13 protein-coding genes and 1 tRNA gene are annotated in these 13172 nt (G+C 50.2%); 13 read left to right on the top strand and 1 reads right to left on the bottom strand.

Annotated features, from left to right (window positions below):
• Window positions 1-76: 76 nt before the first annotated feature.
• From AC2215_RS18730 to AC2215_RS18675, 12 genes are all read left to right on the top strand, one after another.
• Entirely contained in the window at window positions 77-925 is an 849-nt protein-coding gene (locus AC2215_RS18730) for an SH3 domain-containing protein (RefSeq protein ID WP_486811522.1), read from the top strand.
• Between the two features lie 189 nt (window positions 926-1114).
• Window positions 1115-1477: a 50S ribosomal protein L19 gene (gene rplS / locus AC2215_RS18725; RefSeq protein WP_486811521.1), complete on the top strand. Its 363-nt coding sequence runs from the start codon at window positions 1115-1117 to the stop codon at window positions 1475-1477.
• A 187-nt stretch (window positions 1478-1664) separates the two neighbouring features.
• Window positions 1665-1737 (top strand) — tRNA-Trp (locus AC2215_RS18720).
• 452 nt (window positions 1738-2189) lie between these two features.
• Window positions 2190-2414, top strand: a complete 225-nt coding sequence (gene secE / locus AC2215_RS18715; protein ID WP_486811520.1) for a preprotein translocase subunit SecE — start codon at window positions 2190-2192, stop codon at window positions 2412-2414.
• Window positions 2415-2441: 27 nt separating this feature from the next.
• The gene (gene nusG / locus AC2215_RS18710) at window positions 2442-3068 is read left to right on the top strand and encodes a transcription termination/antitermination protein NusG (RefSeq protein WP_486811519.1); all 627 of its coding nucleotides are present in this window, start codon (window positions 2442-2444) and stop codon (window positions 3066-3068) included.
• A gap of 758 nt (window positions 3069-3826) precedes the next feature.
• Complete coding sequence (gene rplK, locus AC2215_RS18705; protein WP_486811518.1) at window positions 3827-4252, top strand: 50S ribosomal protein L11; 426 nt, start codon at window positions 3827-3829, stop codon at window positions 4250-4252.
• A gap of 75 nt (window positions 4253-4327) precedes the next feature.
• On the top strand, window positions 4328-5044 hold the full coding sequence (rplA, locus tag AC2215_RS18700) for a 50S ribosomal protein L1 (protein WP_486811517.1): 717 nt from the start codon (window positions 4328-4330) through the stop codon (window positions 5042-5044).
• 386 nt (window positions 5045-5430) lie between these two features.
• Window positions 5431-5994 (top strand): 50S ribosomal protein L10, encoded by a 564-nt coding sequence (rplJ, locus tag AC2215_RS18695; RefSeq protein ID WP_486811516.1) that lies wholly within the window; start codon window positions 5431-5433, stop codon window positions 5992-5994.
• Window positions 5995-6060: 66 nt separating this feature from the next.
• Window positions 6061-6468 carry a 50S ribosomal protein L7/L12 gene (gene rplL, locus AC2215_RS18690; protein ID WP_486811515.1) on the top strand — a complete coding sequence of 136 codons (408 nt, stop codon included), beginning with the start codon at window positions 6061-6063 and terminating at the stop codon, window positions 6466-6468.
• Window positions 6469-7039: 571 nt separating this feature from the next.
• Window positions 7040-8941 carry a protein kinase domain-containing protein gene (locus AC2215_RS18685; RefSeq protein WP_486811514.1) on the top strand — a complete coding sequence of 634 codons (1902 nt, stop codon included), beginning with the start codon at window positions 7040-7042 and terminating at the stop codon, window positions 8939-8941.
• 58 nt (window positions 8942-8999) lie between these two features.
• Window positions 9000-9875 carry an alpha/beta fold hydrolase gene (locus AC2215_RS18680; protein WP_486811513.1) on the top strand — a complete coding sequence of 292 codons (876 nt, stop codon included), beginning with the start codon at window positions 9000-9002 and terminating at the stop codon, window positions 9873-9875.
• Window positions 9853-10425, top strand: coding sequence for a hypothetical protein (locus AC2215_RS18675; RefSeq protein WP_486811512.1), 573 nt, complete (start codon window positions 9853-9855; stop codon window positions 10423-10425). The genes AC2215_RS18680 and AC2215_RS18675 overlap by 23 nt, the downstream gene beginning before the upstream one ends.
• Before the next feature lie 200 nt (window positions 10426-10625).
• On the opposite strand, the gene AC2215_RS18670 is transcribed toward AC2215_RS18675, so the two are convergent.
• Window positions 10626-11018: a hypothetical protein gene (locus AC2215_RS18670; protein WP_486811511.1), complete on the bottom strand. Its 393-nt coding sequence runs from the start codon at window positions 11016-11018 to the stop codon at window positions 10626-10628.
• Between the two features lie 1146 nt (window positions 11019-12164).
• On the opposite strand from AC2215_RS18670, the gene AC2215_RS18665 reads away from it, so the two are divergent.
• Window positions 12165-12653: a tRNA (cytidine(34)-2'-O)-methyltransferase gene (locus tag AC2215_RS18665; RefSeq protein ID WP_486811510.1), complete on the top strand. Its 489-nt coding sequence runs from the start codon at window positions 12165-12167 to the stop codon at window positions 12651-12653.
• The last annotated feature ends 519 nt before the right edge of the window (window positions 12654-13172 follow it).

Genomic DNA, 13172 nt, shown 5'->3' with positions numbered 1-13172 from the left:
ACCAGGAGGAGGAGGTAATCTTCAACCTTTGACTCTACCAGTTCCCCTAGCTCCCTGAGCGCCCCCCAGCTCCCCGATGGTATACTTACAGCAAAACGCCGATCGCTCCCGTTTGGAGGAGAACATCACCATTGTTGAGGAGAAACGTATATCGATGAAGCCCGTCAGTTCTCAAAACCGATCGATGATTCGATTTCTTCGCCCGATCGCGATCCTATTGGCTTCGACGTTCCCCGCAGTCGTTGCCGCCCATTCCCTCTCCTTTTCAGGAACTTCCCAAACTCGAGAAACCCTTGCCCAAAATGCCAATAGCTTGTGTCGCCAAGTGTTTCGCGAGCGTCTCGATGGTTTGGTTATTTACGATCGACCTAGTTCCTACTCCAATGCCATCGGCGGATTGGCGGTTAACCAACAAGTGACTCTCGCTCCCAATTTTGTCAATATCGTTGGGGATGACGGGCAAAATTGGATCGAAATTGTCGCACCCGTACGCGGATATATTTCCAACGGCTTTTCTGGAGGTCCGAGCAACCTCGTCTATTGCTCCGTTCCGGCTCCGACGGAGGAAACGCCCGTGCAACAAGAATTTACGGGATTGCCGGGTCAACGGCGAGACAGCATCATTATCGAAGAGAATGTCATTCCCGGCGAACAACCCGGTACGGTCGTCGTCGAGCAGGTGCTGGCGGAGGATTTTTGCCGTCAGGTGATTCAGTCAGAAGGTTTGGCCATTCGCCAATCCCCCAGCCCGTTTTCCGATCGGGTCGGAGGTGTGAGTACGAACGAGGAGGTTCAGCTCGAAAGCCTGGTGAAAATTCGCGGTCCTGAAGGTCGGGTGTGGGTTCCAATTTTGTATCCCGCCCCTGGGTTTATCTCCCACGGCTACGGCTCTGACCCGGGGAATTTGGCCTACTGCACGCGCTAACGTTTTTTGGAAATTCAGACCGCTCGAGTTGCACCTGTGGAAGGAAGATCGGGTGGTTTTCTGGGTGGAAAATGAATGTGGATGGATTGCGATCGTTTTCCTGTGAACATCTTAAGGCGATCGCTCGCGGGTAGACCGGCGAGCGATTTCAAGCTAAGATAAGAGGCTGCAAGTTATTCAAAACCGATCGTGAACGCACTCGAAACGATCCGCTCGATCGAAGCGGAATATCTCAAGTCGGACATTCCGACGATCTATGTCGGCGATACCGTTAAAGTGGGAGTCATCATCCAAGAGGGTGGTAAAGAGCGCACCCAGCCTTACGAAGGAACGGTGATTGCCATGCGCAACGGTGGCATCGGTGAAACCATCACCGTCCGCCGAATTTTCCAAGGAGTGGGAGTCGAACGGGTGTTTTTGCTCCATTCTCCCCGAATTGCTTATATTAAAGTGTTGAGACGGGGTAAAGCGCGTCGAGCCAAACTTTACTACCTGCGAGATCGGGTGGGTAAGGCAACCCGCCTGAAACAGCGTTTCGATCGCCCGCTCTAATCGACGGCGGCTATTGTTGCCACTCGGGGAAAGAGAGCGACCGACTCTCCCTCTCTTTCCAAAATCGCACCGATCGAGTTTGGGTCGAGTCACAGGAGAAAGAAAAATTTCGATCGCCTTACGTCCGACCCTTGTGGTAAACTATTTAAGAAGTTGGTTCAACACGAACGCAAAACAGTCCGATCGTGCGCTCTTAGTTCAGTTGGTAGAACGCGGGTCTCCAAAACCCGATGTCGGGGGTTCGAGTCCTCCAGGGCGCGTTGAACCTTTCTCTTAAACAACCGCTAAAACTCTAGGGAAATTGCAACACTCGCTCGATATCTGAGTTGTGCTTCTCATCCAGAAAGAATAGGTAAAGAGAAAGCAATCTTGAAAACTACTAGGACTGCTTAAGTGATTTACCTAGCGCTCGCTCTAACTGTAAAAGTTTGCTGCCGATCGAAGTCGCGTCGAAGCACCTACAGCACTGCGCTCCTCGAAAGGAATTTGGTGAAGAAGATCGCTCGAGTGTACTGACGGGCTTTCGGGTATAATCATCGAGCGAGTGGGTCGCTCGGCGTTGGGAACTCTTTAAGCGCTGCAAGGGCGCTCGAATCTGGTTCGAGTCTCGAAGCCTTCCAGTCGCCTCGTACTCAGCAATACTGGGAATCCCTCGCTCGACATCATTTACAAGCTTATTATCCCATTAATATTTAGGAGAGGTTAGCGAATCGTGGCAAAAAAGAATGAAGCCGAACTCAAAAGTAGTGGTGACGGTTTCGAGCTGGCAAAATTTTTGCAAGGAACCAAAGAAGAACTCGCCAAAGTCGTCTGGCCTTCCCGCCAACAAGTGATTAGCGAATCCGCTGCGGTCTTGCTGATGGTCAGCTTGCTTGCCTTCATGATTTATTTTATCGACAAGCTCTTTAATTGGGCTTCGACCCAGGTATTCGGTTAAGGTTTTTATTAAAATCGATTGCTCCCAATGTCTTCGTTAGAACATTCAGACGAAATCCGAGAAACCGAAGAAGAAGCTGCTCCCGCCCCGGTGAAACCTCATTGGTACGCAGTGCAAGTGGCCTCCGGTTGTGAAAAGCGAGTCAAAGCGAATTTGGAACAGCGCTCTCACACCTTAGATGTGGCCGATCGAATTTTTCGGATCGAGATTCCCCAAACCCCAGCGGTTAAAATTCGTAAAGATGGTAGCCGCCAACATACTGACGAAAAGGTATTTCCCGGCTACGTCCTCATTCGCATGGCCATGGATGACGATGTGTGGCAGGTGGTAAAAAATACCCCCAACGTCATCAACTTCGTCGGCGCGGAACAAAAGCGCCGCTACGGACGCGGACGCGGTCACGTGAAACCCGTCCCCCTAAGTCCGTCTGAAGTCGAGCGCATCTTCAAACAGACCAGCGAACAAGAACCGACGATTAAAATCGATATGGCCGCTGGCGATAAGATTTTGGTCCTCTCGGGTCCGTTTAAAGACTTTGAGGGAGAGGTGATCGAGGTGAGTCCCGAACGCAGCAAACTCAAGGCGTTGCTGTCAATATTCGGGCGAGATACGCCGGTGGAACTTGAATTCAACCAAGTGGAAAAACAAGGCTAACTCCACCAACCTTTGCCACCCACTCGTACCTAGACACCCCAAAATATTGTATTTGCGTCAAAGAGGTGTTACGATCGAAAACTGGCAAGGAAGCCAAGAAACGCGATCTTCAAACTCGTTGTTGCCAGCATTAGAGTCGAAACGCTCTAGCTTGTCGCGAGGGAAAAGTTTTTTCCATTTGAGTGGGCTGGTCGATCGTCCAAACAACGCGATCGTTCTAGCTCTACTCGGGTCGAGTTTTCCCAGAGACCGGATCGAAAAATTGCATAGGGTCTTCGCAGCAAATTCAGCTCGGTTGAAAAACCCAACTTTAATTTGCTAGCCTCTAACAACCCCTAAAGCATCGAACATCCCACACCCAAAAGCTCATATTCTTCAATCGGCTCGACAACGAGTCGGAAATGGGCGCCAATCCCAAAGATTCCAATGCCTGCGAGCTTACCTGAGAGCCACCCCGCTCTCTATTGGGCGGCGACACAAGGAATCTTAGATTGCGCGCCCCATCCAATAAGAGTCGGGATATTGGCTGGTTGGGTATCGTGTTCAAAGCCGGTCCAACCGATCGAGCGCTAACCCCAACCTGTTAACTCAAGCAAATTCAATAAAAGAACCGGTGCGGAGGGGCATCCCGTATCGTTACTAAAGCTTACCGAGTAACCGAAGCATTAGCTGGTGTTGGTAAGAAGTCTGCGCTCTCAAGCGCTTGGGAGCGTCAGGAGTATGTCACAATATTACCGAATCGATGGCAAAGAAAGTAGATGGCCAAAAAAGTAGTTGCCTTAATTAAGTTAGCCATTCCGGCTGGAAAGGCTAACCCCGCGCCACCCATCGGTCCTGCCTTGGGTCAGCATGGCGTGAACATCATGATGTTCTGTAAGGAATATAACGCCAAAACCGCCGACCAAGCAGGAACGATCGTCCCGGTGGAAATCTCGGTCTACGAAGACCGCAGTTTCACCTTTATCCTGAAAACCCCCCCGGCTTCAGTTCTGATCAAGAAAGCCGCCGGGATCGAAAAAGGGTCTGGAGAACCCAACCGGACGACAGTGGGAACCATTACCCGAGAGCAGTTGAAAGAAATTGCTCAAACCAAAATGCCCGACCTCAATGCCAACGACATTGACGCGGCAATGAATATTATCGAAGGAACCGCCCGCAATATGGGTGTCAAGGTTTCCGACTAAGCCTGCGACTCGATCGCACTGACCCATTTGATGGGGGAGAAGTTCTACCTTCGCTAGCGACCCCGAACATACGATATGCCCAAAAAAATCTCGCGCCGCCTACAAGAATTACGCAAAAAAGTCGAGGAGCGTCCCTACGAACCCGAAGCGGCCCTCGCTTTACTCAAAGAAACCGCCACGGCTAAATTTCCCGAAGCGGCCGAAGCTCATATCCGGTTGGGAATCGATCCCAAATATACCGATCAGCAACTGCGCACCACCGTCGCCCTACCTAAAGGAACCGGTCAAACCGTTCGAGTGGCGGTGATCGCTCGAGGGGAAAAAGTCACAGAAGCCTCCGAAGCCGGTGCCGAAGTGGTGGGTTCGGAAGAATTAATTGCCGACATCCAAAAAGGGCAGATGGATTTCGACCTGCTCATCGCCACCCCGGACATGATGCCCCAGGTCGCAAAACTCGGTCGTTTGCTCGGTCCGAAAGGTTTGATGCCCTCACCCAAGGGGGGAACGGTGACCTTCGATCTGGCTCAAGCGATTAATGAATTTAAAGCTGGTAAACTGGAATTCCGCGCCGACCGAACTGGAATCGTTCACGTGATGTTTGGCAAGGCTGAATTCCCCGTAGATGACCTGCTCGCCAACCTCAAAGCGCTACAAGAGTGTATCGATCGCAATCGTCCCTCTGGGGCCAAAGGTCGCTACTGGCGCAGTCTGTACGTTTCGTCTACGATGGGTCCGTCGATCGAGGTTGACATTGCCACCCTGCGGGATCTGAAAGTCAGCGAAGCCGCCTAAACGAAATATTTCGATCGCTCGTTTGAGGAGAGAACACTAAAGACGCTCAATTCCATTCACAACTCAATCCGCAAAACCAAAGACAGCAGGAGCAAATGGCTTAATTGCCTGCCGAGGTAATGCCCCGTATTTCTATTTCCATCGTTGTAGATTCCCAACGAGTTAAGAAATACAGCGCGACCCCGGCTAACCACCGGGTTTTTTGGTGAGATGGGATAAATTTCGGATCGATTTCGCGTCTGGGGGGAGGGTAGGGAAGATGCGGTAACGTTCCCGGAAAATTTGCCGAAAAATCGGGAATTACACAAGAAACGGGTTTCGATTTCGATCGACACTCGTCCCAGAAAAAAGTCCAAATTTGTATTTTTTAAGGAGGTGAAATCCGTTTGGGTAGAACCCTAGAAAATAAAAAGGAAATTGTTGCCTCGCTCAAACAAACCCTGAGCGAATCCCAACTGACTTTTGTCATCGACTACAAAGGGTTGTCCGTTGCCGAGATTAGCGACTTGCGCGGTCAACTGCGTGAAAAGGGAGCCGTTTGTACGGTGACCAAAAATACGTTGATGGGGAAAGCCATTGAAGGCGACACCGACTGGGAACCCATGCAGGAATTTCTCAGTGGTAGCTCGGCTTTTATCTTCGTCCAGGACGACCTGGGTGGAGCGATTAAAGCCTACCAAGCCTTCCAAAAAGCCTCGAAGAAAACCGAACTTCGCGGCGGTGTGATGGAAGGGAAAGCTCTCAGCGTCGATGACCTGAAAGCCATTACCGACCTGCCCACCAAGGAAGAGCTTATTGCCCGGATTGCCGGTGCTATCAATTCTATTCCCACCAAACTGGCTGTGGGAACCAAGGCCGTCCCGACGAAACTGGCCGTGGGTATCAAGGAAGTTCCGGCTTCGCTGGTTCGCGCCGTCAAGGCCGTTTCCGAAAAAGAGGATGCGGCTTAATCGCCCGCTTCCGTCTCAATATTCGTCTCAACATTGTTTGTTTGTTCTCAATTCAGGAGTTAAATTATGTCCGCTAAAACCGACGAAATCTTAGAAAGCTTGAAGTCTCTTTCCTTGCTCGAAGCCTCCGAACTCGTCACGCAGATTGAAGAAGCTTTTGGCGTCGATGCCTCTGCTTCCGCTGGCGGTGGCATGATGATGATGGCCCCCGGTATGGCTGCTGGCGGTGCTGCTGCGGCTGCCGAACCCGAAGAAGAGAAAACGGAATTCGACGTGGTGCTCGAAGAGTTCCCCTCCGACAAGAAAATTGCCGTTCTCAAAGTGGTTCGCGCTCTCACCGGTTTGGGTCTCAAAGAAGCCAAAGAAATGGTGGAAGGTGCGCCTAAAGCAATTCAAGAAGGAATTGCTAAAGATAAAGCCGAAGATGCCAAGAAACAGCTCGAAGAAGCTGGCGCTAAGGTGTCTGTGAAGTAAGGGTTTTGCGAATCTAAAACCGTTAAAAATATCCAAGGGGTATCGATACCCCTTGGATATTTTTTATGTTTTGTATCGCGATCTTGCATCGTGCTGCGTCGCACGACACAAATGCATTAGGAATAGATACTCTTGCTGACTATCCCATTCAAGGAGTAGAAATCGCCAGACACTTCACTCCTTTTTCCAAACTTAAGTATGAAGAAATAATAATGAATTTAAATTTTTGAGCTTTAATTTGATATACTAGTGGTTGGTAGTAAAAGTAGATCTATCACTACCGTTCTGAATTGCGTCTAAATGATATTGATAGATCCACCCTTTTTCACCGACCGATAGAACTATTCTTCCGAAAAAGCTTCTGCACGATCGGATCGTTCACTGGTTACTAAGTTATAGGTTACTACAGGACTTTAACAGCCTCGGTCTTTTTTACCAAAACTTAACTTTATTGCTAAATCTCGAGGGAATTTGTCCGAAAAATCCCCACATATAAGTTTTTTTTGAACCGAGCGTATTCGCTCGAGGTTTAGACACCCAGGTTTAGACGCGATTTCTTATCGCCCCACCTATGACGTTTTGCCTCAATCCCAATTGCCCCAAACCGCAAAATCCGGACGGCGGTCAATTTTGTATCCGTTGTGGGTGGCGGTTGCGCCTCGGAGATCGGTACCGAGCGATACAGCCCTTGGGTACCAGTGTGGTGCATCCCACCTTTACTGGCATTGATGAAGAACGGTCTACCCGGTGCGTTATCAAGCAGTTTCGACCTCACCGAGAGCCACGAAACCCCCAAACCGAACTCGACTCCTGGCATCAAGAAGTTACCCAGCTCGAGCGATTGGGTCGCCATCCCCAACTTCCTCAGTTACTCGGTTATTTCGAGCGCGATCGATACCAGTATCTCATCCACGAGTTCGAGATCGGCGAAAATCTGACCCAACAACTGACGCGCAACGGTCTGTTTTCCGAACTTGAAGTGCGTCAAGTGCTCGTTCAGTTACTGCCGGTTCTGGAGGCGCTACACCAAACCGGACTCATCCACCGCAACATCAAACCCGATAATATCATTCGTCGCACGCTCCCATCGGTGAAATTCGAGGAAAGTACGACATTGGTTCTGGTAGGTTTTGGCGCCGCCAAGTATGCTACCAGAACCTCCATCGCCCGGACGGGGACCATCGTCGGCAGTGCCGAATACACCGCACCGGAACAATTACTGGGTAAAGCCACCTGGCAAAGCGATATTTACAGTTTGGGAGTCACCTGCCTGCATTTACTCACCCAGGTTTCCCCCTTCGATTTGTTTGATAATTTTTACGGCAAATGGATGTGGCGCGACTATTTACGACATTCAGTTAGCGATCGTATTGCTCGGATTCTCGATCGATGCGTGGCGATGGCGCTGAGGGAACGCTATCCATCGGCAGAAGCGGTTTTGCACGATTTATATCCACCGTCAGTTGCCGTTGCGATTTCCCTGGCAACGCAGTCTGTGGGAGAGGTGATGGGAAAGGCGGGGCAAAACGCCAAAAGCCCTTTGGGTGGGTTCAAAACATGGAAATGCGATCGCACCTTACACGCGCAAACTGAGGTCACCTCGAGCGTATTCGGGACGGACGGTCAAATTGTCGCTACCGGTAACTGGGGCGGCGAGATTCAGATTTGGCACCTGGAAACGGGAGAACTGCACCAAACCCTGACCGATGACGATCGCGGGGTGTTATCGATCGCCAGCGATCCCCATACGGGGGCGATAGTCAGTGGTGGTGCAGATTGCGGTATCCGGGTCTGGGAACGGATCTCCCCCAGCGAGTTTGCCCCCACCCCCAGTCGCCGGTTTGCGGGTCACGAACATATTGTTACCGCCCTTGCCGTGACTCCCGATGGCAGTACGTTAGTTAGTGGCAGTCGAGATAAAACCGTCAAACTTTGGAACTTTCACATGGGCGAACCGTTACAAACCCTAACGGGTCATTGCCAACCGGTGACAGATCTCGCCATCGACCCAGGGGGAAACTGCGTCGCCACCGCCAGCCTCGATGGCACCGTGAAAATTTGGCATCTGGGAACCGGGGAACTCTTGCGAACCCTTGTGAGCCCTGGGGGGGCGGTATATGCGATCGCCATTACACCGGACGGTCGGACTGCGATCGGCGGTCGTTGGGACGGCACCGTGACGTTGTGGAGCGTGCAAACCGGAAGCGTACGGCAAATCCTCGGCAGCCACAGCCTGCCCGTTGCGGCGATCGCCCTTCATGGAAACACGATCGCCGCAGCCCGTCGCGATGCCACAGTGCAACTTTGGCATGGGTCTGCCGGCAAAAAATCCCTTCGGGACTTGCCCGAACAGACCCTCATCGGTCATGCTAGAGGAGTAAATGCAGTTGCCTTCGATCGTAGCGGTCAAGTGTTCGTCAGTGCCTCGCAAGATGGCACGATAAAGCTTTGGCGCTGCGAGGGGAACGTCTAACCCGACGGTCATCAGTGCAGTCGAGCCTCGAACTGGGGCCCGAGATACGAAAAACTTTATGCCGACTATCGAGATTCTGGGAGTCCAACATACCTACGAAATCAGCCCTCCCACCTCATCTAAACCTACTCTCGTCTTCTTGCACGGATGGCTGCTGAGTCGTCGTTACTGGCAGCCACTCATCGATCGGATGTCCCCGGACTATCAATGTCTTTGTTACGATTTGAGGGGCTTTGGCGATTCTCAACCCGATCGCGCGCGTCCGCCCCATTCCCATTGTCGCTATACGCCTGCCGCTTATGCCGCCGATTTAGGAGTTCTGCTCGATCGTCTGAATCTCGATCGGGTGTGGTTGGTGGGTCACTCTCTAGGGGGGACGATCGCCTTGTGGGGCGCACATCAACTCAAAGAACGGGTAGAAGGGGTGATTTGCGTCAATGCTGGGGGCGGTATTTATTTAAAAGAAGAATTCGAGAAGTTTCGTGCGGCCGGCACTCAGATCGTGAAGTTGCGTCCGCGCTGGCTGTGTCGCCTACCATTGCTGGAATTGTTATTCGTTCGCGCGAGCGTCGCCCGTCCCATCGATCGTCAGTGGGCGCGCCAGCGTTTGGTGGATTTCGTCACAGCTCACCCTGAAGCAGCGTTGAGAACTCTGCTCGACTCGACTACCGAAACGGAAGTCCATCAACTACCACAAATCGTATCGCGCTTGCAACAGCCCGTCTACTTTTTTGCCGGGGCGAACGATTCGATTATGGATCCCAAATACGTGCGTCATTTGGCTAGTTTTCATCACTTATTTCGCCAAGCTGGGGGGAACGCGATCGAAATCCCTGAATGCGGTCACCTGGCGATGGTGGAACAACCGGATATCCTGGCCGATGGGCTGCGGACGATTTTAGAAGATTGCCATGAATCGAGTAAAGCTGGGTAAGTACCTCACTCTCGAGGACTTTTGCACTTGTACCCAAACTTACCAAAAATACGCCGATCGCATTAATCCGTTTCCAGAAAATACGAGCGAAACGGTTCCGGCGCTTGAAAAACTCAACCAATTTATCGTCGATCCGATTATCGACTATTTTGGAGTCGATCGATTTAAGCTCACCTACGGATTTTGCTCGAAAACCCTGAAAACCTATTTAGAAAAGAAAGATCCGATTACAGGTCTCAAAAACGGTCGGATTGCACCGAAACTTGACGGACATATGGCTTTCGAGCGCAACGCCAAAGGGAATTACTATTGTCAGAGACTGGGGGCGGCTTGTGATTTTTCGATCGTCGATCTCAATTCTCGTCAACTCGTTGATTGGATTCTTGCTCAAAAACTCCCTTTTGGCTCTCTCTATTTTTATGGAGAAGATCGACCCATCCACGTTAGCTACGGTTCTCAAGGCAAACGATCGGTTTGGACGTTTACCCCTGGAGGGCAACCCACTCAAAAAGGGATTAAAGATTGGGTCGAACGTGCGAAGTCTTATTAGGACTGGCAGAAGAAGGGTAGACCGGAGATCGCCCCTGGGTGAGTTGATTACTCAGACTGTCTAAAATTGCCCTGAGGCGATCGCGTCATCCTGCCAAAAGCATTTTATTTCCAGTCTCGTACTGATTTTAAAGATAAGGGCTTGAGCGATGGTCATCGCTCAAGCCCAACTACTCTATTATTTATTTCTCGATCTCCCATCTACAGTTGGGAGGTTTCTGACTTTTGGGGAACCGGAAACACCTGACCGGCCATGAACTTTGAGGGTGGAGCGTTACAATTTCCCCGAGGCTGGGGGTGGGTGGCTTTATCTGCCGGTAAAAAACAGATAGCGGCTTTGCCAATTCCCGGCACGATCTGGGCAATGCGATCGACGACTATCTCGATGTGCTCTTTCAATTCCGTAGCGGTCTGCACGTCCGCAGCAATCAGAAACAGCGTCCGCACGCCGGAGCGATCGGGTACTATCCCATAGGTACATCGATCTAATAACACCTGGATCGATTCGGGGCAAGATCGATAGAAGCGATCGAAAAGTGCTGCGTACAATTCGTCGGTAATGGCTCGATCGCTAAAACTCGATTCGGATAACATGGCTAACTCCCTCAGAGTAACTTCGCGCCGTCGCTTGGATGATGTCCGGACATCCTCTTACACCTTGATACTGATAGTGCGATCCCTGTTTCCGGATATTACCAGGACAAACCCCGTCTATTCTATGGGCTTGCGAGTCCCTTAATGCGAATTTGGCATTAAAATTTCTAGGGGCTGCATCGCGATGTATTCATCTATCTGTCAGAGTGAGGGTGAAAAATTTGTATCGGGTGCAAAATCAGCTGTAGAGTCGAAATTTTTTTTTAAGTTGCTGCTTGTCTTCCCTTTCCCCAAAGCATTTGAGCGGGAATGTCAAACTCTACCCAACTCGGTCTTTCTTCCAGGATAACAGCTACTTGTGGGGTATTTTCTCCAATCATCTATCTTTGCAAGAGCTTTACGATCCCTTGGCCACGACTTAATAAGACGAGTCCCTCGATCGGGTTCGATACCTGCCGTAGAACTACGGATATTACTCGTATGTATCTGATGATGGGCATTATAGCGATCGCTCTCCAGTCAGAATTGCTGCAATTTAAAGTTTTCTCAAAGGGATCGGGTCACATACTCGGTCTTTTTTACAAATCGCACGTATATATACGTATATATATCTGTAGAGGGGAAAAATCGATGGATGCTCTACCAGTACATTGTTTGTCTGTGGAGGGTCTCCGTTCGGTATTTCTACGAACTTCAGGAGTGCCACAGGGCAGAAGAATTGGGTACGAACCTGCTAGATCTCTGAAGAAATCCCCGCTCAGTCCCCGCTCAATCCCTCAGACTTATCTATGGGTTCTACAGCCGACAAGGATTCAAGACGATCGTTGCTGGAGAGCTATCATGTGCTGCGCAATTTTGAGGAGCGAGATCGCACTCACTCGCGGATTTCGATCGAAATGAATATAACCATGACCCTGTAGGCATTTTGGGCTTGAATTCGAGCATCTGCCCGTTGGTCAATCTTATAAATCGATCGAGGTATTTCGATCGGAATATTTAATCAATCTCCCGGAATGGGCAATGATAAAAAAAAACTATACATTCGCTGTTTTTGGACAAACTTGTACTTGAGCGCCCAAAAGCCTCTAATCTAGGGGGGTATATTTTGTCGAGCTGCGATTGCTCCCTCATTCAAGAATTGATCGAATGCCCAAAATTGCGTTGATTCATCCCCAAATTCCCCCGAATACCGGCAATATTGCCCGAACCTGTGCTGCGACTGGAATTGAATTACATTTAGTCGGTCCGTTGGGGTTTGAAATGAGCGATCGTTACCTCAAGCGAGCGGGTTTGGACTATTGGCCCTATGTAAACTGGCGCTATCACGACTCGACGATCGCGTTTCGAGAATTTTCTCGCGAACGAGGCGGACGATGGATCGGGTTTAGCACTCGCGGAAGTTGTAGTTATGTACGGTATCAATTCCACGAAGATGACTGGTTGCTCTTCGGCAGCGAAACGATGGGTTTATCTGAAGAAATTCTCGCTCAGTGCGATGCGACAACTTACATTCCGATGGCTCAACCGCGCGTTCGTAGTTTGAATCTTTCCGTCAGTGCGGCTTTAGGACTATTTGAAGCTTGCCGTCAGCTGGGCCATTTCGATTCTTTTTCAAGAGACGATCGCATTGTTTAATATATAGATAAATAAGTTAATGTTTTTCGATAAATAGCAAGATTTGGGTTCACCTCCGATTGAGAATCGGCTCTAATCCAGACCCTAAACAGATTTCACAACTATCTAGCTATTGAACGGACCCTCCTTAGATTCAAAGATAAGAAATTTCTATAGAGACAGTCTGTGATGTCAAAACCCCGATCGTCCGTATTTTTCCGAGCTGAAATTGCCGTTCTCAAGGACTTAAATCCCTTTGATAGCAAGGGATTCTACCCTTGTTACTCGACCCGGGCACATTTGGGTATCCGCAGATCTCCCCAGGGGACTTCCCCGCAATAATACGGTTGCCTAAGTACCAGAAAACAGCGTACATTCTCGACTAGATAAGACAGTTTTCGGACTGTCTGAGGCAATAGTTTCCAGCATTTCGCCGGACTCACACTGCCAGGGTGCGTCAGTACGTTGAGTTAGAGTTGTCAGACCCTAGGAAAAAGCAAATTAGATTTTTCCCAAAGCCAAATCTTGTCTAAATGGGAA

The sequence above is a fragment of the Zarconia sp. genome, assembly GCF_057467645.1.
The sequence above is the reverse complement of the archived record's forward strand: the minus strand, read 5'-3'. Positions and strand labels throughout refer to the sequence as shown.

Coding starts and splice junctions, on each gene's coding strand:
- AC2215_RS18730 (WP_486811522.1), top strand. CDS start 77: ATGGTATACTTACAGCAAAACGCCGATCGCTCCCGTTTGGAGGAGAAC.
- nusG (WP_486811519.1), top strand. CDS start 2,442: ATGTCTTCGTTAGAACATTCAGACGAAATCCGAGAAACCGAAGAAGAA.
- rplK (WP_486811518.1), top strand. CDS start 3,827: ATGGCCAAAAAAGTAGTTGCCTTAATTAAGTTAGCCATTCCGGCTGGA.
- rplA (WP_486811517.1), top strand. CDS start 4,328: ATGCCCAAAAAAATCTCGCGCCGCCTACAAGAATTACGCAAAAAAGTC.
- rplL (WP_486811515.1), top strand. CDS start 6,061: ATGTCCGCTAAAACCGACGAAATCTTAGAAAGCTTGAAGTCTCTTTCC.
- AC2215_RS18685 (WP_486811514.1), top strand. CDS start 7,040: ATGACGTTTTGCCTCAATCCCAATTGCCCCAAACCGCAAAATCCGGAC.
- AC2215_RS18680 (WP_486811513.1), top strand. CDS start 9,000: ATGCCGACTATCGAGATTCTGGGAGTCCAACATACCTACGAAATCAGC.
- AC2215_RS18675 (WP_486811512.1), top strand. CDS start 9,853: ATGAATCGAGTAAAGCTGGGTAAGTACCTCACTCTCGAGGACTTTTGC.
- AC2215_RS18670 (WP_486811511.1), bottom strand. CDS start 11,018: ATGTTATCCGAATCGAGTTTTAGCGATCGAGCCATTACCGACGAATTG.
- AC2215_RS18665 (WP_486811510.1), top strand. CDS start 12,165: ATGCCCAAAATTGCGTTGATTCATCCCCAAATTCCCCCGAATACCGGC.